This window comes from Methylobacterium amylolyticum (assembly GCF_030700245.1).
GTDB lineage: Bacteria > Pseudomonadota > Alphaproteobacteria > Rhizobiales > Beijerinckiaceae > Methylobacterium.
This window is the reverse complement of record NZ_JAUYZI010000018.1, coordinates 15,452-36,090: the sequence shown is the minus strand read 5'-3', so window position 1 is coordinate 36,090 and position 20,639 is coordinate 15,452. Positions and strand designations below refer to the sequence as shown.

Here is a 20,639-nt window from a genome sequence, read left to right as displayed (position 1 = left end):
GGCCGCCTCTCCGGCCCGCTCCGGTCGATCCCATACCGCGCGGCGGGTTGGGCCGTGAAGACCGGCTGCAGGGCCGGTCTGCTGCAACCTCACACGGTCACCGGCAGCGCCTCCTGCTCGCCCACGCCAAACACCCGCCGGTAGCGCGCGACCTCCTCGGCCGGTCCCTGCGCCTTGGTGGGGTTGTCGGAGAGCTTGACGGTGGGATGGCCGTTCGCCTCCGTCACCTTGCAGACGATCGATACCGGGTCGAGCCGCCCGTCCGGCGTCAGGCCGCGAAAATCGTTGGTCAGCAGCGTGCCCCAGCCGTAGCCGATGCGCATCCGCCCGTGGAAGCGGGCGTGGATGCGCTCGATCTCTGCGATGTCGAGGCCGTCGGAAAAGATCGCGAGCTTGTCGCGCGGGTCGTGCCCCTGCGCCTGCCAGAAGCGGACCGCCTCCTCGCCGCCCTCGATCGGGTCCTTCGAATCGATGCGGATGCCGGTCCAGTCGGCGACCCAGTCGGGGGCGTCGGCCAGGAAGCCGGTGGTGCCGTAGGTGTCGGGCAGGATCACGCGCAGGTTGCCGGCGTAGTCCTCCTGCCAGTCGGAGAGCACGGCGTAGGGGGCAGCCCGCAGCGCCGCGTCGTCGGGGGCCAGCGCCGCGTAGACCATCGGCAGCTCGTGGGCGTTGGTGCCCACCGGCTCGACCTCGCGGCGGGCGGCGATCAGGCAGTTCGAGGTGCCGAGGAAGGCGCGCTCGCCCAGGCCCTCGGCCATCGCCCCCACGCACCAGTCCTGCCACAGGAAGCCGTGGCGGCGGCGGGTGCCAAAATCGGCGATCGACAGGTCCGGCAGCCGCCGCAGCCGCTCGATCTTCTCCCACACCCGGGTCATCGCCCGGGCGTAGAGCACCTGGAGGGCGAGCTTGCCGAGGCCGCGCAGCACGGCGCGCGCCCGCAACTCGTTGAGGATGGCGAGCGCCGGCACCTCCCACATCGTGGTCTCGACCCAGGGGCCGTGGAAGGTCAGCTCGTACTGGCCGTCGCGCACCGAGAGGTCGTACTCGGGCAGCCGGAAGGCCTCGAACCACGCCAGGAATTCCGGGCTCAGGATCCGCCCCTGTCCGCGGAAGACGTTGCCGCGCAACCATGTCGCCTCGCCCTTGCTCAGGCGGAGCGTCCGGGCGTGGTCGAGCTGCTCGCGCAGCAGTCCCACGTCGACCTCGTCGGCGATGCGCACCCGGGCCGTGCGGTTGGTGATGCCGAAGGTCGCCGCGACCGTCGGGTGCCGGCGCAGGATCGTCTGCGCCATCAGCAGCTTGTAGAAATCGGTGTCGAGCAGCGATCGGACGATCGGGTCGATGCGGAAGCTGTGGTCGTAGACCCGCGTCGCGAGGTCGAGCATGGATTCGGGCTCGGCGTCCTGAAGGCTACCGGCAGGGGCGCACGTTTCGGGGCGGCCCGTCAACGGATCCGCGGCGCGGCGGCGGCGGTCCGATCGGGGCGATGGGGGCGGGCCAGGACCGCCGGACCGCGGCGGCTGCCGATCGGGCGGAGCCGCGGATCGGCCCGCGATGCCGCCGACGGGATCCCGATCGGGTGCCGATCGGAATCGGCCAAAACATATCTCGGATAGGGCCCGCAAGGAAGCGGACAGTCTTGCTCGGTCGCAGCGACTTCCGCCAATCGACGTTTATGGACCCAAATTAATGATCCTGTAATTTCACCGGGCGGCGTGGGGGTGGTAAGTGTTTGGGCCATAGCAAGTGAGGACGCTGTGTTGGATGACCCGCGCGACGATACGGAAGCCTCGGCGCGCGCGCTCCTCAGCCTGAGGCGCATCGCCGAGGCCCTCGGCCAGCCGCCCGCCGCCTTCTTCAACGCGGCGGAAGGGACCGATGCCCTCTCGGATCTCGCGGCGACGACCGAACTCCTGCGCCTGTGGAGCACCCTCACCAGCGATGTCGACCGCGCAGCGGTCCTGGGCTTCGTGCGCGACCTCGCCGAGCAGCGGAGGGGTTGAGGCCCGGCGTCCCGCAGGTGCGCGCCCGGTCGGCGAAAAAATGGGGACGACCGCCAAACGCGGCGCGTCGCCCCCAGCCTTCGCGGTCCGGCGTCTCGCCTCAGGCGAGATCGACCTTCTTGGTCTCGGTCTTGGGGCTCTCACCGGTGAGCGCCGCCTTCACGTAGCCGTAGAGGTGGACCATCGTGGCATTCGGGCTGTCCCAGTACTCGCCCTTCTCCGGATGGACGCGGATCAGGGCGACCTCGGGATCGTCCTTGCCCTTGGGGAACCACGTCTTCAGGCTCTCCTGCCACTTGGCATCGATCTTGGCGCGATCACGCACGATCTCCGCCTTGCCGGCGACCGAGACGTAGTTCTGGCTCGACGGGTCCGAGTAGGCCAGGTTGATCTGGTTGTCCCGGCTGATCTCCTCGGTCTTGGGGGAGTGCAGCTTGGTGAAGAACCACAGGTCGCCGTTCTCGTCCGCGTCGTTGTTCCACATCGGGCGGCTGTTGAGCGTCCCGTCGGCGTCGACGGTGGTCATCATCGCGATCTTCACGTCCTTGATCAGCTCGAACAGCTTCTTCGCGCCCTCGTGGTCGCGGTGGTTGCCCTGATGCATCGGCGGCACTCTCCTGTCTCGTGAACGGTCTGCGGCGGCCGGGGCCGCGCGAATCGTCTCGACAACGGACGAGCCTTCCAATGGTTCAGGGGCCGGAGCACCGGGTCCGCCGACGCTCCCGGCGCGGGCTGGCGTTTCCCGCGAGCGCGTTTACATGAGAGGTGGCAACGCCCGGCGGCGGCAGCCGAGATCGACCCCGCCCGCGTCCCCACCTGAGGAGCCCGAAACCCTTGGCGATCACCCGCGACGACGTCCTGCGCGCCCTTGAGGCGGTCACGATCGACGCCGGCGGCACCACCCTGCCCGGCTCCGGGCGGCTCTCGCAGGTCGTGGTCGATCCCAACAGCCGGGTGATGTTCTCGATCCTGGTGGACGCGTCCGAGGCCGAGCGGTTCGAGCCGGTGCGGCGGCAGGCGGAGGGGCGCGTGCTCCAGATCCCCGGCGTCTCCGGCGTGTTCGCGAGCCTCACCTCCGAGCGCGGCCCCGCCCACCCGGCGCAGAGCACGGCGGCGCCGCGGCCGGTGAGCCCGCCGCCCGTCGCCCCGCCGCGGCCGGGCGCGCCGCCGAACCAGGGGCCTCAGATCGCGGGCGTGCGCCACATCGTGGCGGTGGCCTCCGGCAAGGGCGGGGTGGGCAAGTCGACCACAGCCTGCAACCTCGCCCTGGCCCTGCAAGCGCAGGGGCTGAAGGTCGGCCTGCTCGACGCCGACATCTACGGTCCCTCGGTGCCGAAGCTGTTCGGGCTCACCGGCAAGCCCACCGTCGTCGACAACCGGGCGATGGAGCCGATGGTCGGCTACGGGCTCAAGGTCATGTCGATCGGCTTCCTGATCGAGCCCGAGGCGGCGATGATCTGGCGCGGGCCGATGGTGCAGTCGGCGATCACCCAGATGCTGCGCGACGTGATCTGGGGCGAACTCGATGTGCTGCTCGTCGACATGCCGCCCGGCACCGGCGACGCGCAGCTCACGATGGCCCAAGCGACGCCGCTCTCGGGCGCCGTCATCGTCTCGACGCCCCAGGACCTCGCGCTGATCGACGCGCGCCGCGGCGTGACCATGTTCAAGAAGGTCGCCGTGCCGATCCTCGGCATCGTCGAGAACATGGCGACCTTCGTCTGCCCGAACTGCGGCCACGCCTCGCACATCTTCGGCCACGGCGGCGCGCGGAACGAGGCGCAGCGCCTCGGCGTGCCGTTCCTCGGCGAGGTGCCGCTCAACATGACGATCCGCGAGACCTCGGATGCCGGCCGGCCGGTGGTGGCCACCGACCCCGAGGGGCCGCAGGCGCGGGTCTACCGGGAGATAGCGAGCGCTCTCTGGGCGAACCTGTCCGGCGCCCCCGCCGGCCGCGCGGCGCCGAAGATCGTCATCGAGTAGGTCCCTTTGGGAGCAGATCCTTGGGGCCCATCCTCGGCCTGATCCTCGCCGGCGGCCTCGGCCGGCGGATGGGCGGGATGGACAAGCCGCTGCTGCCGCTCGCCGGCCGCCCCCTGCTCGCCCGCGTCGCCGAGCGGCTGGCGCCGCAATGCCCGGCGGGTCTGGCGCTCAGCGCCAACGGCGACCCGGCCCGGTTCGCGCCGGCCTTCACCGGGCCGGTCCTGCCCGACCCCCTCCCCGACCGTCCGGGTCCGCTCGCCGGGGTGCTCGCCGGGCTCGAACACTGCGCGGCAGAGCGCCCGGCGGTGACGCACGTGCTGTGCGTGCCGGGGGACGCCCCGTTCCTGCCGGCGGATCTCGCCGCGCGTCTCGCCGCGGCGCTCGCCGCAGCCCCGATCGCGCGCGCCGCCTCCGGGGGACGGGCGCACCACACGGTGGCCCTCTGGCCGGTGGCCCTGCGCGCGGAACTGCGGGCGGCGCTTGCGGGGGGCGAGCGCCGGGTCGGCGCGGTGCTGGCGCGGCACGGAGCGGCGACGGTCGCGTGGCCGGTCGCGGCATGCGACCCGTTCCTCAACGTCAACGCGCCGGAGGATCTGGCCGCCGCGGAGCGGGCCCTGACAAGCGGGGCGGGTTGACCGATTACCGGTCCCGCGCGTCCCGCCGCAGCGTCGGCAGACCGATGCCCGCGGCGTCGAAGCCGCCGTCGACCGCGAGCACCTGCCCGGTCACGTAGGAGGCACGCTCCGAGCAGAGGAACACGATCGTCTCGGCCAACTCCTCCTCCAGGCCGTAGCGCCCGAGCGGGATGGCGTCGCGGTAGTCCTTGCGGATCTCCGGGCTGTGGACCGCCTTGGCCATCGCCGTATCGACGGGCCCGGGCGCGACGGCGTTCACGCGAATGCCGAGTTCCCCCAGCTCGACCGCCTGCTGCTTGGTCAGGTGGGCGAGGCCGGCCTTGCTGGTGCCGTAGGCGACCCGCAGCGTCGAGGCGCGCAGGCCCGAGATCGAGGTGATGTTCACCACCGCCCCGCCCCCGCCCGCGGCCATCACTGGCGCGGCGGCCTGGGTGCACAGGAACGGGCCCGACAGGTTCACGGCGAGCACCCGCGACCACTCCGCGAAGCGCGTCTCAAGAAGTGGCTTGAACACAGCGATGCCGGCGTTGTTCACCAGCGCGTCGAGCCGCCCGAACCGCTCGGCAACCCGGCCTATTGCGGCGGCGACGGCCTCCGGATCGGACACGTCGGCGGTGAGCGCCAGCGTCGCCTCCGGGCGGTCGAGCGCCGCGGCGGCGGCCTCCACCGCCGGGCCGTCGATGTCGAGGAGCGCCACGCGCCAGCCGTCGGCGAGGAAGCGGCGCGCCGCGGCGAGCCCGATGCCGCGCGCCGCCCCGGTCACGAGGGCTGTCCGGTCCGGGGTCGTCGACATCGGGGAGTCCTGTGTGAGGGAGGCGCGAAGCGGCGCCGTCCCGGGCCGTGTCACAGACTCGGCCGCGCGGGGCAAGGCGTGCGGGGCAAGGGCAGGCGATGCGGCCCGCCCTCCCCGTGTGTCCCCGCGCCTACGCGGCGCCGGCGGTCGCCTTGACGATCTTGTCCGGCGAGCGCGGCGGCTCGCCCTTGTTGATCGTGTCGATCACGTCCATGCCCTCGATCACCTTCCCCCACACGGTGTACTGCTTGTCGAGGAAGCGCGCGTCGTCGAAGCAGATGAAGAACTGCGAGTTCGCCGAGTGCGGGAAGTTGGTGCGGGCCATCGAGCAGGTGCCCCGCACGTGCGGCTCGGCGTTGAACTCGGCCTTCAGGTCCGGCAGGTCGGAGCCGCCGGAGCCGGTGCCGGTCGGGTCGCCGGTCTGGGCCATGAAGCCGTCGATCACCCGGTGGAACGGCACGCCGTCGTAGAAGCCCTGGCCGGCCAGCGTCTTGATGCGCTCGACGTGGTTGGGCGCGAGGTCGGGGCGCAGGGCGATGACCACGCGGCCCTTGGTGGTCTCCAGCACGATGGTCTCGGTGTCTGCCATGGTCGTGGTCCTCCGTCGGTTTCGAGACTGGGGTGGGTTTGGGGCGCCCGCCGCATCCTGCAAGCGGGCGCCGGTGAAGAGGTCTGTCGCCGCCGCCCTTTCGGCGGCCTCTCAGGCCGGGGGGCGGTAGACGAGGCGCAGGGCCACCGGGCGTCCGGCGATGGCCCGGCCCAGCGCCGGTGTGATCCGCGCCGGCGTGCAGCGGTCCAGCCCGTCGAGGGTGGCGCGGACGAGGAGCGCCCGCGCCGGCCCGGCCACGCCGGCCGCGTAGGTGATCCGCGGCCGCCCGACGAGACCGCCGTCCCGCCGCAGCGCCAGCCGCGCCGTGACCTCGATGCCGGCCTGGCCGGTGATCGCGGCCGGCGCGCGCCAGCAGGCGGCGAGCGCCGGGTAGAGGGCGGCCAGCGTGCCGGCCGGTTCAGCGGGCGCTGCGTCGAGCGGCACCGTCACCGTCGCCCGCAGGGTCTGTGGCAGGCTCAGCGGGTAGCCCGGCCCGGCCTCGTCGGCGTAGCCCGCATCGAGGCGGCCGCCATCGTAGGCGCGGGCCGCGGCCGGGACCAGGGCCAGGACGGCGAAAGCGACCGCGCGCCGGGCGAGCATGCGGCCGGCGCTACCGGGCCTTCTCGGCGAGCGTCATGCTGACGATCTTGTCCGGGTCCTGGACGGCGCCGCCCGGGGCGCCGGGGGCGGCCTTCTTGATCTTGTCGAGCACGTCGAGGCCGTCGGTGACGTTGCCGACGACCGTGTACTGGCCGTTGAGGAACGGCGCGTCGCCGAGGCAAATGAAGAACTGCGAGTTGGCCGAGTTCGGGTCCGAGGAGCGGGCCATGCCGACCGTGCCGCGCTTGAACTGGGCGGTCTTCGAGAACTCGGCCGGGATGTTCGGCAGGCTGGAGCCGCCGGTGCCGTTGCCCTTCGGATCGCCGGTCTGGGCCATGAAGCCGTCCATCACCCGGTGGAACTTCAGGCCGTCGTAGAAGCCCTGGCCCACGAGCGTCTTGATCTGCTTGACGTGCTTGGGCGCCAGATCCGGCCGCAGCTCGATGGTGATGCGCCCGTCCTTGGTCTGGAGGTAGACGGTGTTGGCGTCCGCGGCCCGCGCCGCCGTGGCCGTGCCGAGGGTCAGGGCGAGCGCGAGGAGGGCAAGCCGGCGGTTCATCGGGGTTCCTTTCGGTCTTCAGGAGGTCGTGTCGGCGAAGCGGGCCCGGAGCCGCGCGGCCACCGTGGGCGGCACGAAGGGGGCGACGTCGCCGCCCATTCCGGCGATCTGGCGCACCAGCGTCGCGGTGATCGGGCGCACGCCCGTCGAGGCGGGCAGGAACACCGTCTGCACCTCCGGCGCCATCGCCCCGTTCATGCCGGCGAGCTGCATCTCGTAGTCGAGGTCGGTGCCGTCGCGCAGGCCACGGATGAACAGGGCCGCGCCGCAGCGGCGGGCCGCCGAGACCGCGAGGTCGTCGAAGGTGGCGATGTCGAGCGTCGCGCCCTCGGCCGCGGCCAGCGGCCCGCAGGTCTCGGTCAGCATCGCTGCGCGCTCGTCTGCGGAGAACAGCGGCGCCTTGCCGGGATGCACGCCGATGGCGATCACGAGGCGGTCCACCAGCCGGCAGGCTTGGCGCACGACGTCGAGATGGCCGTTCGTGACCGGATCGAACGAGCCGGCATAGAGGGCGGTGCGGGTCATCGCCCCGGGGCGTAGAGGATTTTCGGGGGGAACGGAACCCGAGGGTGGGGGACCGTCGCCGGCCGGGGCGACTTTGTGACCGGCCCGGCGCCCGCCGCCCGCGCTACTCGTCCTCGCCGAACCGGTTGGCGAGCAGGGCCTCGATCGCGTCGAGGCAGCTCTCCGCGTCCGGGCCGACCGCGGTGACGGCGATGCGGGTGCCCTTGGCGGCGCCCAGCGTCAGCAGGCCCATGATCGAGCGGCCGCCGACCGTCTCCCCGGCCCGGGTGACGGCCACCGTGGCGTCGAAGCGCTCCACCGTCTGCACGAACTTGGCCGAGGCGCGGGCGTGCAGGCCGCGGCGGTTGATGATCGGCAGCATCCGCAGGAGCCCGCCCTCGGGCACCGGCGGGTTCTCGTCGGTCTCGTAGAGGTCGTCCATCGCCCTTCCATCCCCCGTGCCCATCTGCGCAAGCACGGCCGTGTCGGCAGCTTAACAGTCAAGCCGGCCCATCGATCCACGTTCGGATCCGAGGACTGCGGCCGAGTCCCAAAAAATCACCACTCGACCTCGGCGCCGACGCCGACGCTGGTGCGGCCGTCGCTGCCGGTCTCGCCCTTGAGCTTGATCCGGCGGGTCACGTCGAAATCCACGCCCACCGCCGTGTCGGCGGGCTTGGCGCCGGCCTTCACGCCGACGCTGATCCGGTCGGAGATGTAGCGCGAGGCACCGAGCGCCGGTCCGCCGCTCGCGCCGGTGGAGACGTCGAGGCTGTCGAGGCCGAGGCTCTTGCGCGCCTCGCCGAACACGTCCGGACCGGCGGCGCCCCCGGAGAGCTGCGCCACGGCCTGGGCGAGCTGGAGCGCCTGGAACGGCGACAGGCCGCCGGCCGCCTTCTTGAACAGCAGGCGCGACAGGATCTCGTCCTGGGGCAGCGCGGGGTCGGAGGTCAGGCTGAACTGGGGCATGTCCGCCGGGCCGGTGACGGCGACCCGGGCGGTCACGTCCCCGGCCTTGGTCTGCGCCGCGAAGTCGAGATCGGGGGTCGTCAGGCTGCCGAGGAAGGTGAGTTTGCCGCGGTCGAAGTCGATGCGCTGTCCGACGAGGTCGAGACGGCCCCGGCGCATGGTGAAGGCGCCGACCGCGTTCGGGTCGCGGGACGTCCCGGTGATCCTAAGGGAACCGCCCAGCTCCGCATCGAGGCCGCGGCCGCGCACGAAGATCCGGCTCGGCGCGTCGACGGCCACATCCAGCGTCGCGTCGAACGGCACCGCCGGCTTTTTCGGGGATCGCCGCGCCGCATTCTTCTTCTCGGACTGCCGTGCCAGCCGCGCGCGCAACTCCGGCGGGGCGTTGACGTGGCGGACCCCCGGCAGCGGCCGCACCGTGGCGGACAGCCGGTCCGGCACCGCCACGTCGATCGAGGCGACGTCGACCCGGCCGCTCACCCGCGGGGTGCGGGCGAGCGGGCCGGCGAGCGACAGGTCGAGGCTGGCGATGGCGGTGAGCAGCGGGCTCGACACCAGCTCCGCCCGCTCGGCGGTGACCCGGAACTGCCCGGGGAAGCCGCCGGCCGGGTCGAGGCCGACGCGGCCGGCCACCGCGAGGCGGCCGCCGTTGCGGGTCGCGGCGGTGAGGCGCTCGACCACGAGGCTGTCGCCGCGCCCGGTGACCCGGCCCTCGACGTTGGTCAGGCGGATGCCGTTGAGCGGGTCGGTGAAGCTGCCGCCGGTGAGCACGGCCGAGCCCTCGGCCCGGGGCGCGGCCAGCGTACCCGTGACGCCGCCGTCGATCGCCACCCGGCCGGCGACACTCTGGCCGCCGACGGAGAGCACCGTGTTGGCGAGCGCGGCGTCGAGGGTGCCGTGGGCGCGCAGGGCCAGGCCCCCCCCCGGCTCAACCGGCAGGCTGCCGGAGAGGGTGAGCGCCACGCCGCGCCCGGCGGTCACCCGCCCGTCGAGGCTCGCCTGTCCGTCCGACAGCACCCCCTTGGCCTGGGCGTCCACCGGCGGCAGCCCGGCACTGCGGGTCTGCGGGGCGACGAGGCGCGAGACGGTCAGCGCGTAGCGCCCCTCCGGCCGGTCGGGGGAGCCGCGCAGCTCGGCCTCGCCGTCGAGGGTGCCGGACAGGGCGAGGTCGGGCGCCGCGATGCGGGCGAGCGCCAGCGGCAGGGCCCGCAGGGTCACGCGCAGGTCGAGGTCGCGGCCGGCGCGGCCCTGGACGGCGACGCGGCCCGAGCCGGCCGCGATCGTGAGGCCGTCGATCGCCGCGCCGCCGTCGCGCAGGGTGATCGTCGCCGGTCCTGTGAGGGCGAAGCGGTCGCCGCCGCGGGCCGCCGCGAAGCGCTGCAACGCGATCCGGGTGTCGGCGGCGGGCACGACGCGGGCGGCGGCGTCGAGGGCGAAGCCGCGGGCGCGGGCGGTCAGGGTCACGTCGCTGCCCGAGGGCGCACCGGTGGCCGCGAGGCGCAGGGACTCGACGCTCTGGCCCGCCGCGACCAGCCGGTCGGCGTCGAGGTGGCCGTCGAGGACGGGATGGGCGCGCAGATCCCGGCCCCGCAGGTCGGCGTCGAGGCGGTTGAGGGCGTAGGCGCCGTAGCGGATCCCGGAGCCGGTGGCGCGGATCGCCGCGTCCTGGCGGCCGCCGTCCCGGGCGAGGGTGACGGACGCGTCGAGGCGCCCGGCCATCGGCTCGGGGGCGAGCGGGGCGAGGTCGGCGAGGTCAGCGGCCCGCACGGTCAGGCTGCCGGCCGAGAGCCACGTGTCGGCCGCCACCGTCGCGCGGCCGTCCACCGCCACCGAGCCGAGGCCCAGGGAGAGCCCGTCGAGGACCCAGTCCGGGCCGGTGCGGGCGAGGTGGGCGCCGCCCGCGAGCGGCTTGCCGGCTACTTCGCCGGAGAGTTTCAGCGTGCCGTCGGGTGCGCCGGTGAGGTCGGCGACCCGGGCCTCGACGGCGAGGTTGCGGATCGGCCGCCCGTCGGTAGTGGCCGCGGGGGCGGTGAGCGTCGCGGCGAGGTCCGGGCGTTCCAGCGAGCCGGTGAGCCGGCCGTCGAGGGCGGCCCGGCCGGTGAAGCGCCCGTCGAGGTCCGACAGGCTCTTGAGGTCGACCCGGGCCCGCACGTCGGCTGCCGCGGCGGTGGCCTCGCCCTGGAGCGTGGCGGTGAGCCCGGCACCCTCCAGGCGCAGATGGTCGAAGCCGTAGCCGTCGTAGGATTGCGAGACGCGGCCCTGGAGCGTCGGGGAGCGGCCGAGCAGGCGGTCGGCGGGGGCGAGGCCGGTGGCGAGCCGCGCGGCGGTCACGGTGAGGTCGGCGGCCACCGCCTTGCGCGCCGGATCGCCGGTGAGGCGCGCCCGCGCGTCGAGGCTGCCGGCGAGCCCCCGCCCGGCGAGGCCGGAGAAGGCGGCGAGGTCGGGGAGCGCCGCGTCCAGGGTGCCGGTCAGGGTGTTCTGGCCGACACGGCCCGCGTAGGACGCCCGGGCGGTGTCGGATTCGAGCTTCAGGCTCGTCACGTCGATCACCCCGTCCGGCCCGGAGGCGGCGCGGAGCGTCAGGCTCGCCTGGCCGCCGAGGGCCCGGCGGAGTGCCGGGTCGGCGAGGCGCAGGCCCTCGGCGCGGCCGTCGGCGGTGATGGCGAAGCGCCCCGCGGACGCGTCCCCCGCCGGCTCGACCGCGAGCCGCGCCTCGACCCGCTCCAGCGCCGAGCCGCGGCTCTTCAGGCCGGCGGCGTCGAGGCTGCCGCGCACCGTCGGCGTCGTCAGCGGACCCTTGAGGCTGCCGTCGAACACCAGCCGGGCGATCTCGGCATCGCCCGCCTTCGTCAGCTCCCCGTCGGTCGGCATCGCCCGGGCCTGGAGGGTCAGGTCGGCGACGCGGGCCGCCGAGAGGGTGCCGCCGGCCGCGAGCCGCGCGGTGCGCGAGGTCAGCTCCAGCCGGTCGATCCGCACCGCGCCGCTGTCGGCGAAGCCGAGGCTGCCGTCGAGCTTCGTGGTGCCCGCGAACACCGCCGCGGCGGGGCCCGGCACCAGTCCCTCGACCCGGGCGGCGAGGTCGAGGGCCAGACGCCGCTCGGCGCCGATCCGCGAGATCCGCGCGCCGCCCTTGGCGCCGATCTCGGGGCCGGCGGTGAAGTCGAGCCGGGCGTTCCAGGCGTCGAGGGTGCCGGTGCCATCGAGGTCGAAGGCGATCGGCGGCGCGCCGGGGATGTTGGCGGCCTTCGAGAGCAGGCCGCCGGCCTCCTCCATGAGCTGCGCCTTCAGCTCCAGGCGGTCGCCCTGCGGCACGTAGAGCAGGGTCAGGGCGAACCGGCCGGCGGCGTCGAGCCGCCGGGCCTCGGCGCGCAGGTCGAGCCCCTCGCTCGCCGCGCCGAGCTTGGCCCGGCCTTCCGCGGTCAATCGCGCCGGCTGGCCCACCACCTCCGGGCCGAGGACGAGCTCGGCGAGCTTGAACCCCTTGATCTCGACCTTGACCGGCAGGTCCGGCAGCAGCTTGCCGTCGGGCTTGGCCTCCGGGGGCGTCGGCCCGGGCAGCGGCCGGCGCAGCATCTCCAGCCGCCCGACCTCCAGGCTGTCGACCTCCAGCCGCCCCGACAGCAGCGCCAGCCGCCGCCAGACGATGCGGGCCCGGTCGAGCCGCAGCCAGACGCCGGCCCGGTCGCTCACCGCCACGTCGCGGATCGTCGCGTCCGAGGACAGGGCGCCGTCGACGGCGCCGATCGAGACCCGCGAGGCCGGGGTGGAGAGGGCGCGCGAGAGGAGGCCCGCGAGCACGCCCTTTTCGGACTCGTCGGCGCGGGCGGGCGCGAGGGCGAGGAGGAGACAGACGAAGATAGACAGGACGACGGCCAACGCATCCCTCCCCAATCTACGTGGGAGGGTGGCCCTCGCGTCAGCGAGGGTCGGGAGAGGGGAGCCCGGCTTCAGGAGGGACCCTGCGGCTGATGCCGGGTGCACCGTTCGGCACCGGCGCTCCCCTCTCCCGACCCGCTTCGCGGGCCACCCTCCCCCGCAGAGGGGGGAGGGACAAGCGGCGCGATCTGCATCTCCAAAAAACATTCAGAACGCCTGTCCCAGGCCGAGATACAGCACCGCCGGGCGGACGTGGCCGCCCTTGTACGGGTCCAGCGGGAAGGCGACGTCCGCGCGGATCGGGCCGATGCTGGTGTAGTAGCGCAGGCCGATGCCGACCGACTTGCGGATCGTCTCGTCGAAATCCGGCAGGGCGGAGGCGTAGGCGGTGCCCGCGTCGAAGAACGGCACCACGCCGATCGTGTCGGTGACCTTGATCCGCGCCTCGATCGAGGCTTCCAGCAGGCTGCGGCCGCCGATCGGCAGGTTGAACGGGCCGACCGGACCCAGTGTCCGGAAGGGGTAGCCGCGCACCGAGCCGCCGCCGCCCGCGAAGAAGCGGAAATTGTCGGGGATCTCGGCGAGTGGCGCCCCCGAGACCGAGCCGAAGCCGACCCGGCCCGCCAGCACGATCCGGGATTCGTCGTCGATGGAGTAGTAGCCCGACCCCTGCGCCTTCGCGACGAGGATGCCGGGATCCGAGATCGCTCCCGGATAGGCCGCGAGCGAGGCGATGGCGCGGAAGCCGCGGGTCGGGTCGAGCAGGCTGTCGGTGGAATCGTAGGTGACCGAGACCGGCACGCCGATCAGGCGGTACTTCACCGTCCCGAGCGCGTCCTTCGAGCGCCCGATCTGCGCGTCGAGCCCGATCTGCGCGGAGAACGTGTCCGAGAAGCGGTGGCGGATCGCGGCCGAGGCGCCGCCGCCGTCGACGAGGTAGCTCTGCTGCACCTCCCGGGTGCCGAACACGTTGGCCAGGAAGTCGTTGCGGCTGCCCCACAGGGCCGGCTGCACGTAGGTCGCCGAGAGGCGCCCGCCCAGGCCGTTGGTGCCGATGCCGGCGAGCTTGCGCTGCGTCGCGAACGGGTCGTAGCCGAGGCCGAGATAGTAGAGGTCGGCGTCGATCCGGAAGGTCTCGCCGCCGCCGAACAGGTTGCGGTTGGCGTAGTAGGCGCGCACCCCCGGCCCGTCGACCGTGGAGTAGCGGGCGGAGATCCCGGCGAGGTTGCGCTCGCGCTCGGTGAGATCGACGAACAGCGGCAGGTTGCCGTCCGCATCCAGCGCCGTCCCCTCGCGCACCCGCACCGAGCCGATCCCCTCGATCCGCGCCACCGAGCGGCGGATCGCGGCCACCGCCTGCGGGGAGTACGGGTCGCCGGGCTCGGCGTAGATGAAGGAGCGGATGGTCGCCGGGTCGATGCCCGGCGCGCCGCTCACCGTGATCGGCCCGAGCCCCGCGGCGGGGCCGGGATCGATCGTGAAGGTCACGTCCATGACGTGGGCGGCGTCGTCCACCACGGGATCGCGCGCCACCGCCTTGGCGAAGGGATGGCCCTGCGCCCGGAACCGGTCGACGATGGCCGCCTCGCGGGCGAGCACCGTGGCCGAGCGGCCCGGCACGTCGGGCTCGACCCGGGTGAAGCGCGGGGGCAGCACCGCCTCCGGGAACGGCCGGCCGGCGGGGTCGCGCACCGTGATCCTGCGCAGGTGGTAGAGCGGCCCGAGATCGACCGCGACCTTCACCGGCACCAGGCCGCGGTTGCGCCAGTTCTCCGCGGCGCGGGCGGCCGCCTCGATCCCCGCGCCCGGGACCACGGGCACGCCGTCGACCCGGATCGCCGCCGTGCCCTGGTAGTAGCCGTAGCCCGCCAGCACGTCGGCGAACCGGGTGAGGTCGGCCTCGGCGCGGCGCACCAGCCCCTCCCCGTCCGGCGGCGGGTCGCCCCGCAGGCGGTAGAGGGACGACACGTCCTGAAGGGCGCGCAGCACGTCGGAATCGTCCGTGCCGGCGATGCGCAGCGCGTAGGGCACGGTCGCCGGGCTCGGCGCCGGCGGTTCCGGCTCCGAGCCGAACAGCCCGAACAGGTCGAAGGCCCGGGCCGGCTCGGGTCCGGCGAGCCCGGCGAGCACCGCGCAGGCGAGCAGGACCCCGGGGGCGCGGCGGCGCCCCGCGGCGGCCGGCGGGTTCTGGCGAGGACGCGCGCGCAACCGCGGCCGTCAGTCCCGGCCGCGCGCGGCCGGGCCGATCATCCGGTTTTCCATCGACGCCGCGCCCCCGATACCCCTGCCCCGGGTCTAGCCCATTCCTGTTAAGAAGGTCACCCGTGCGGCGCGGGCGCCACCGGAGACCCGTCCCGGTTTGCAGCCCCTCTGTGGCGGCAAAACGTCTGTGCCGCACGTCCAGGCCCCTGGCACGGGACGCGGTCGCCCGCACCGTCACCGGGGGCGGCACGCCTTCCTTGCGCGCCGGTGAGCGGGCTGCCAACAAGGGCGCGACGGTGTCGTCGCGGGGCGCCCGGGGAGAGGGCGCCGCCACGAAGCGCCCGGACGCCAAGGAGAGTGCGCGTGAGAACAGCAACCGTCGGGCCTGCCCTCGCCCTCGTCGCCGGCCTCGCCGCCGCTCCGGCCCTCGCCGCGGATGCCTGCCCCAACCGCGGCCAGCTCGACACCGCCTACTGCGACGCGAACAACGACCTCGTCGCCGACGTGCCGGCCAAGACCCGCGACCCGAGCGTGATCGTGTTCGCCTACACGCCGGTGGAGGACCCCGCCGTCTACGAGAACGCCTTCAAGCCGTTCACCACCTACCTCTCGACCTGCACGGGCAAGCGGGTGGTGTACTACCCGGTCCAGTCGAATTCCGCCGAGATCGAGGCGATGCGCTCCGGCCGCCTGCACGTGGCCGGCTTCTCCACCGGGCCGCTCGGCTTCGCGGTCAACATGGCGGGCGCCGTGCCCTTCGCCGCCAAGGGGACCGAGGCGGGCGCCCAGGGCTACAACCTCGTCGTCCTCGTGAAGAAGGACAGCCCCTACAAGACGCTGGCCGACCTGAAGGGCAAGCGGGTGGCCCACACCGCGCCGTCCTCGAATTCCGGCAACCTCGCCCCCAAGGCGCTGTTCCCCGACCAGGGCCTGAAGCCCGGCGAGGACTACAAGATCCTGTTCTCCGGCGGGCACGACAAGTCGGCGCTCGGCGTCGGCACCGGCGACTACGACGCTGCCCCGGTCGCCTCCGACGTCTACGACCGGATGGTCGCCCGCGGCACGATCAAGGCCGACGACTACCGGATCATCTACCGGAGCGAGCGCTTCCCGACCTCCGGCTTCGCCTACGCCCACGACCTCAAGCCGGAGCTGGCCGACAAGCTCAAGCAGTGCTTCTACGACTTCCGCTTTCCCCCTGACATGGTGAAGGATTTCGAGGGCGACGACCGCTTCGCGCCGATCACCTACCAGAAGGATTGGGCGATCGTGCGCAAGGTCGCCGAGGAATCCGGCACCCCCTACAATAAGGCCGCCTACGAGCGGGAGGCCGCCCGGGAGGCCGAGGCCGCCCGCAAGAAGTCCGAGGCCGGTAGCAAGCCGTGAATCTGGCCGTGACCGCTCCCGCGGGCGCACAGGCGGCCACCGACGATCCCCGCGCCCTGGTGCTGCGCGGCCTCGTCAAGGCCTACCGCCCCGGCCAGCCGGTGCTGCGCGGCATCGACCTGACGATCCCCGGCACCGGGCTCACCGCGATCATCGGACCGTCCGGCACCGGCAAGAGCACGCTGATCCGCTGCATCAACCGGCTGGTGCAGCCGACCGCGGGGCAGATCCTGTTCCGAGGCGAGGATCTCGCGACCCTGTCGGGGACCGGCCTGCGCCGGGCCCGGCGGCGGATCGGCATGGTGTTCCAGGAGTACAACCTCGTGGAGCGCCTGTCGGTGATGGAGAACCTGCTCTGCGGCCGTCTCGGCTACGTGCCGGTCTGGCGGGCGTGGCTGCGCAAGTTCCCGCAAGGAGACATCGACCGCGCCTTCGACCTGCTGGAGGCGGTCGGCCTCGCGGGCTTCGCCGAGCGCCGCGCGGACGCGCTGTCCGGCGGCCAGCGCCAGCGGGTCGGCATCGCCCGGGCGCTGATGCAGGAACCCGAGATCGTCCTCGCCGACGAGCCGACCTCCTCCCTCGACCCGAAGAGTTCGGTGGAGATCATGGAGATCCTGTCGCGGCTGGCCGCCGAGCGCGGCGTGCCGGTGGTGGTCAACATCCACAACGTCGCCCTGGCCCGGCGCTTCGCCACCCGGGTCGTCGGCATGTCCGGCGGCCACGTGGTCTACGACGGCCCGCCCGAGGGCCTGACCGAGCGCGACCTCAACGGCATCTACGGCGGCGAGAACTGGCAGGAATGAGCGCCGTGCGGGGCAGGATTTTTTCGGGTTCTCCGACGACCGCCACGCGCCCCCTCCCTCCCCCCTTTGCGGGGGAGGGTGACCCCTGCGTGAGCAGGGGTCGGGAGAGGGGAGCGCCGCGTCCGGAAAGGTCGCGCCGCACGACCGATCCTGAGACGTCGCGCCGCCCCTCTCCCCCCCCGCTGCGCAGGGTACCCTCCCCCGCAGAGGGGGGAGGGAGGGCACCTGCGGCGTGCCGGGCCGTCCGATGAGGCCCGCGACCGCAACCCCCAAAAAAATCGCGTTCCGCCCGAACTGGTGGGCGCGGGCCGGCTGGCTGCTGCTCGCCGTCTACGTCGTCTACGCGGCGGGCCGCCTCGGCTTCGTGCCCGAGCGGTTCGCCAGCGGCCTGGAACACGGCAGCCGCTTCCTCGCCCGGATGTTCCCGCCGAACTTTTCCCGGTGGGAGCTGATCCAGTCCGGGATCCTCGAAAGCCTGCAGATCGCGGTGATCGCCACCGCGCTCGGCATCGCGCTGGCGCTGCCGATCGGGTTCCTGGCCGCCCGCAACCTGATGCCGGCCTTCGTGACGTGGCCGACCCGCGCGCTCATCGCGCTCTGCCGCTCCTTCCACCCGATCATCGTCGCCATCCTGTTCGTGAAGGCGATCGGCTTCGGGGCGCTGGCCGGGGTGATGGCGCTGATCGTCGCCTCGATCGGCTTCATCGCCAAGCTGTTCGCCGAGGCGATCGAGGAGATCTCCCTGAAGCAGGTCGAGGCGGTGCGGGCCACGGGAGCCGGCTTCTTCGCCGTGCTGATCATGGGCGTGGTCCCGCAGGTGCTGCCGCGCTTCATCGGCTTCTCGACCTACCAGCTCGACTCGAACCTGCGGAACTCGACGATGGTCGGCATCGTCGGCGGCGGCGGCATCGGCGCCACCCTGTTCACCGCCTACCAGCGCTTCGACTTCGACGTGGTGCTGGCGATCCTGATCGTGATCGTGGCGCTGATCATGGTCGCCGAGATCTTTTCGGGCTGGGCGCGGAAGGTGTTCCAGTGAGCGCGCCCGCCGTCCACCCGGGACCGCGGGTCTGGCACCGCTTCCCCCTCCCCCTGCGGCTCGCCCGCTTCGCCTTCTACCTGTTCGCGGTGGCCGCCCTGGTGGTGAGCCTGCGCACCATCGAGATCATCCCCGAGTTCCTCTACGACGCCCCCGAACAGATGGGCGACCTGTTCGGGCGGATGTGGCCGCCGGACGCCGCCTATCTCGAACCGACGCTGACCGCGCTGGTCGAGACCCTGCACATCGCGACCCTCGGCACCCTGCTGGCGCTCGTCATGGCGGTGCCGCTCGCGCTTATCGGCGCGCGCAACGTCACGCCGAGCCTCGCGCTCAACCTCGTGGCCAAGTTCGCGTTCGTGGCCTCGCGCTCGGTGAACTCGCTGGTCTGGGCGCTGCTGTTCGTGGCGGTGTTCGGGCCCGGGCCGCTCGCGGGCACGCTCGCCATCGCCTTCCGCTCCATCGGCTTCACCGGCAAGCTTCTCGCCGAGAGCCTGGAGGAGGCGCAGCGCGGGCCGATCGAGGCCTTGACCGCGGCGGGCGCCGGCCGGCCGGCGATCCTCAACTACGGCTACTGGCCGCAGGTGAAGCCCGCCTTCTGGTCGATCGCCCTGTTCCGCTGGGACATCAACATCCGCGAATCGGCGGTGCTCGGCCTCGTCGGCGCGGGCGGCATCGGCGTGGCGCTCGATACCGCCCTGAACCTGCTTTACTGGGATCAGGTCGCCGTGGTGCTGGCGGTGATCTTCACCGTGGTCGTGCTGGCCGAGGTGATCGTGACCTTCGTGCGCGGGCGCATCCTGTGAGCCCCGCCCCGGCCTGCCCGACGCCGCGGTGATCTGCGGAAGGCCGCCAGGGCGTCACGCGCGACGTCGCGGAGTTGGGTGAAGCCCTTGCGACGCTGCTGCTCCAGCCCCCACGGCCATAGGGTCCGGCCCGATCGCGCCGCGATCGGGCCGGACCCGCGTCGGCGCGAGCGCGTCCTAGAACTTCGTGTCGTTCCGGCCCGGGTTCGGGCCCCGGCCGTAGGCGGAGGCCATGCACAGGTGCCAGATCTGCGAGCCGAGATCGTAGAGGCTCAGCTTGTTCGGATTGGGTGCGCTGAAGACCTGGGCCTCCGCCTGCTGCCGGCAATAGGCGTCCTGCGGGCTCTGGATCGGGGGCTGCTGGATGTTCGGAACGGTCTGCGGGCTCTGCGCGGCGGCGACCCCCGTCAGGAGGCCTGTGATCACGAGGGTCGGCAGCAACGGGCGCATCGTCGGTTCTCCGGAAGGAAGCGGCGGATCCTCGCACACGATCCTTGCGAACACGGTAACGGCCGTGAGGCGCGGGGATGAGCGCCACGCGCGCCTTGGAGCTTCGCGCGCACGCGCGACCTCGAACGCCGGCTGGCCCGCCGGGGTGACGCCCACCCCCGGGCGGCCGGACCGTCACAGCCGCAGGAACCGCGCGCTCGCCGCGACGCCGACGAGGAGGGCCGCCACCACGAGGAAGGCGGTGGACAGGCTGGTGGCGTGGGCCACGAAGCCGATCGCCGCGGGGCCGGCGAGCACCCCCGCGTAGCCCAGCGTCGTGACCGCCGGCACCGCGACGCTCTCGGGCATCGCCGTCTGGCGGCCGGCCGCCGTGAACAGCACCGGCACGATGTTGGCGCAGCCCGCCCCGACCAGCGCGTAGCCGGCGAGCGCGCCCTCCCAGGCCGGCACCAGCACCGCCAGGGCGAGCCCCGCCGCCGCCGCGAGCCCGCCCAGCGCGACGATCCGCACCCGGCCGAGCCGCGCGACGATCCGGTCGCCCGCGAGCCGACCCGCGGTCATCGTCACCGCGAAGGCGGCGTAGCCGAGCGCCGCCCGTGCCGGGTCGAGCCCGCGCTCCTGGATCAGGAACACCGCGCTCCAATCCAGCGCCGAGCCCTCGGTGAGGAACACGGTGAAGCACAGGAGGCCGATGAACAGCACCGATCCGCGCGGCAGCGCGAAGGCGGGGCCGGCGGCGGTGGCGGCCCGCGCGAGGATGCCCGGCCACGCGGCGGCGAAGAGCGCCGCGATGGCGGCCACCGCGGCGAGCGTCGCGGCCGCGTCCGGAAGGCCGGCGGCGAGGAAGCCGCTGAAGGCCAGCGCCCCGACGATGCAGCCGAGGCTGTAGAGGCCGTGGAAGCCCGACATCATCGGCCGCCCCGATGCCCGCTCCACCGCCACCGCCTGGAGGTTCATGATGCAGTCCAGCGCCCCGATCCCGGCGCCGAACAGCAGCAGGGCGCCCGCCAGCGCGGCGCGATCGGCGGCGGTGGCCAGCACCGGCAGCGACAGGCACAGCGCCAGGACGGTCCCGGCCGCGACCGGCCGGAAACCGAGGCGGGCGGCGGCGGCCCCCGCGCTCGGCATCGCGGCGATCGAGCCGAGCCCGAGGCACAGCAGCAGCAGCCCGAGCCCGGCGTCGTCGAGCCCGGCCCGCGCCTTCACCGACGGCACCAGCGGCGCCCAGGTGGCGGTGCCGATCCCGACGATCAGGAACAGCAGGCGGGTCGCCAGGATCTCGGTGCGGGCGGCGGGGCGGAGCGTGTCGGTCGCGCTGAGGGCGGGCATCGGCACCTGTCGGAGCGGGGGAGCGCCCCAGGTGCGGCACGGGGCGGCGCGAGGCAACGCCGGCCGGCGCCGGTCAGCCCTGCTCCGCGGTTGCCCATGTACGCGTTCCGTTC

Annotated in this window: 19 protein-coding genes; 7 read left to right on the top strand and 12 right to left on the bottom strand. The window is 73.5% G+C overall.

The window, feature by feature from the left end:
- Nucleotides 1-89 precede the first annotated feature (89 nt).
- Nucleotides 90-1,385 (bottom strand): nicotinate phosphoribosyltransferase, encoded by a 1,296-nt coding sequence (locus Q8W71_RS14295; RefSeq protein WP_305526049.1) that lies wholly within the window; start codon nucleotides 1,383-1,385, stop codon nucleotides 90-92.
- A 375-nt stretch (nucleotides 1,386-1,760) separates the two neighbouring features.
- Between Q8W71_RS14295 and Q8W71_RS14290 the strand changes: the two genes are divergently transcribed.
- On the top strand, nucleotides 1,761-2,003 hold the full coding sequence (locus Q8W71_RS14290) for a hypothetical protein (protein ID WP_305526048.1): 243 nt from the start codon (nucleotides 1,761-1,763) through the stop codon (nucleotides 2,001-2,003).
- Nucleotides 2,004-2,103: 100 nt separating this feature from the next.
- Here the strand turns inward: Q8W71_RS14290 and Q8W71_RS14285 are convergent, their stop codons facing one another.
- Entirely contained in the window at nucleotides 2,104-2,607 is a 504-nt protein-coding gene (locus Q8W71_RS14285; protein ID WP_305526047.1) for a pyridoxamine 5'-phosphate oxidase family protein, read from the bottom strand.
- A gap of 230 nt (nucleotides 2,608-2,837) precedes the next feature.
- Between Q8W71_RS14285 and apbC the strand changes: the two genes are divergently transcribed.
- Together apbC and mobA are read left to right on the top strand one after the other, a co-directional pair.
- On the top strand, nucleotides 2,838-3,986 hold the full coding sequence (apbC, locus tag Q8W71_RS14280; protein ID WP_305526046.1) for an iron-sulfur cluster carrier protein ApbC: 1,149 nt from the start codon (nucleotides 2,838-2,840) through the stop codon (nucleotides 3,984-3,986).
- Between the two features lie 20 nt (nucleotides 3,987-4,006).
- Nucleotides 4,007-4,621 carry a molybdenum cofactor guanylyltransferase MobA gene (gene mobA / locus Q8W71_RS14275; RefSeq protein WP_305526045.1) on the top strand — a complete coding sequence of 205 codons (615 nt, stop codon included), beginning with the start codon at nucleotides 4,007-4,009 and terminating at the stop codon, nucleotides 4,619-4,621.
- Nucleotides 4,622-4,625: 4 nt separating this feature from the next.
- Here the strand turns inward: mobA and Q8W71_RS14270 are convergent, their stop codons facing one another.
- The 8 genes from Q8W71_RS14270 to Q8W71_RS14235 all read right to left on the bottom strand — a co-directional run bounded on the left by Q8W71_RS14270 (nucleotide 4,626) and on the right by Q8W71_RS14235 (nucleotide 14,656).
- Nucleotides 4,626-5,414, bottom strand: a complete 789-nt coding sequence (locus Q8W71_RS14270) for an SDR family NAD(P)-dependent oxidoreductase (RefSeq protein ID WP_305526044.1) — start codon at nucleotides 5,412-5,414, stop codon at nucleotides 4,626-4,628.
- A gap of 130 nt (nucleotides 5,415-5,544) precedes the next feature.
- Nucleotides 5,545-6,003, bottom strand: a complete 459-nt coding sequence (locus tag Q8W71_RS14265) for a peptidylprolyl isomerase (RefSeq protein ID WP_305526043.1) — start codon at nucleotides 6,001-6,003, stop codon at nucleotides 5,545-5,547.
- Nucleotides 6,004-6,114: 111 nt separating this feature from the next.
- Complete coding sequence (locus tag Q8W71_RS14260) at nucleotides 6,115-6,603, bottom strand: hypothetical protein (RefSeq protein WP_305526042.1); 489 nt, start codon at nucleotides 6,601-6,603, stop codon at nucleotides 6,115-6,117.
- Between the two features lie 10 nt (nucleotides 6,604-6,613).
- Entirely contained in the window at nucleotides 6,614-7,162 is a 549-nt protein-coding gene (locus Q8W71_RS14255; protein ID WP_305526041.1) for a peptidylprolyl isomerase, read from the bottom strand.
- A gap of 18 nt (nucleotides 7,163-7,180) precedes the next feature.
- A complete protein-coding gene (coaD, locus tag Q8W71_RS14250) occupies nucleotides 7,181-7,687 on the bottom strand; it encodes a pantetheine-phosphate adenylyltransferase (RefSeq protein ID WP_305526040.1) in 507 nt (168 codons plus the stop codon).
- Nucleotides 7,688-7,790: 103 nt separating this feature from the next.
- Nucleotides 7,791-8,108 carry an HPr family phosphocarrier protein gene (locus Q8W71_RS14245; RefSeq protein WP_305526039.1) on the bottom strand — a complete coding sequence of 106 codons (318 nt, stop codon included), beginning with the start codon at nucleotides 8,106-8,108 and terminating at the stop codon, nucleotides 7,791-7,793.
- A gap of 116 nt (nucleotides 8,109-8,224) precedes the next feature.
- The gene (locus Q8W71_RS14240) at nucleotides 8,225-12,511 is read right to left on the bottom strand and encodes a translocation/assembly module TamB domain-containing protein (protein WP_305526038.1); all 4,287 of its coding nucleotides are present in this window, start codon (nucleotides 12,509-12,511) and stop codon (nucleotides 8,225-8,227) included.
- Between the two features lie 207 nt (nucleotides 12,512-12,718).
- The gene (locus Q8W71_RS14235) at nucleotides 12,719-14,656 is read right to left on the bottom strand and encodes an autotransporter assembly complex protein TamA (RefSeq protein WP_305526129.1); all 1,938 of its coding nucleotides are present in this window, start codon (nucleotides 14,654-14,656) and stop codon (nucleotides 12,719-12,721) included.
- A 420-nt stretch (nucleotides 14,657-15,076) separates the two neighbouring features.
- On the opposite strand from Q8W71_RS14235, the gene phnD reads away from it, so the two are divergent.
- From phnD to phnE (Q8W71_RS14215), 4 genes are all read left to right on the top strand, one after another.
- Nucleotides 15,077-16,099, top strand: coding sequence for a phosphate/phosphite/phosphonate ABC transporter substrate-binding protein (gene phnD / locus Q8W71_RS14230; protein WP_305526037.1), 1,023 nt, complete (start codon nucleotides 15,077-15,079; stop codon nucleotides 16,097-16,099).
- A gap of 8 nt (nucleotides 16,100-16,107) precedes the next feature.
- Nucleotides 16,108-16,902, top strand: coding sequence for a phosphonate ABC transporter ATP-binding protein (phnC, locus tag Q8W71_RS14225; protein WP_305526036.1), 795 nt, complete (start codon nucleotides 16,108-16,110; stop codon nucleotides 16,900-16,902).
- Nucleotides 16,903-17,149: 247 nt separating this feature from the next.
- Nucleotides 17,150-17,941, top strand: coding sequence for a phosphonate ABC transporter, permease protein PhnE (gene phnE, locus Q8W71_RS14220; RefSeq protein ID WP_305526035.1), 792 nt, complete (start codon nucleotides 17,150-17,152; stop codon nucleotides 17,939-17,941).
- Nucleotides 17,938-18,747 carry a phosphonate ABC transporter, permease protein PhnE gene (gene phnE / locus Q8W71_RS14215; RefSeq protein WP_305526034.1) on the top strand — a complete coding sequence of 270 codons (810 nt, stop codon included), beginning with the start codon at nucleotides 17,938-17,940 and terminating at the stop codon, nucleotides 18,745-18,747. The genes phnE (Q8W71_RS14220) and phnE (Q8W71_RS14215) overlap by 4 nt, the downstream gene beginning before the upstream one ends.
- A gap of 177 nt (nucleotides 18,748-18,924) precedes the next feature.
- Here phnE (Q8W71_RS14215) and Q8W71_RS14210 read toward each other — a convergent pair whose 3' ends face one another.
- Nucleotides 18,925-19,197, bottom strand: coding sequence for a hypothetical protein (locus tag Q8W71_RS14210; RefSeq protein WP_305526033.1), 273 nt, complete (start codon nucleotides 19,195-19,197; stop codon nucleotides 18,925-18,927).
- A 174-nt stretch (nucleotides 19,198-19,371) separates the two neighbouring features.
- The gene (locus Q8W71_RS14205; RefSeq protein ID WP_305526032.1) at nucleotides 19,372-20,526 is read right to left on the bottom strand and encodes an MFS transporter; all 1,155 of its coding nucleotides are present in this window, start codon (nucleotides 20,524-20,526) and stop codon (nucleotides 19,372-19,374) included.
- Between the last annotated feature and the right edge of the window lie 113 nt (nucleotides 20,527-20,639).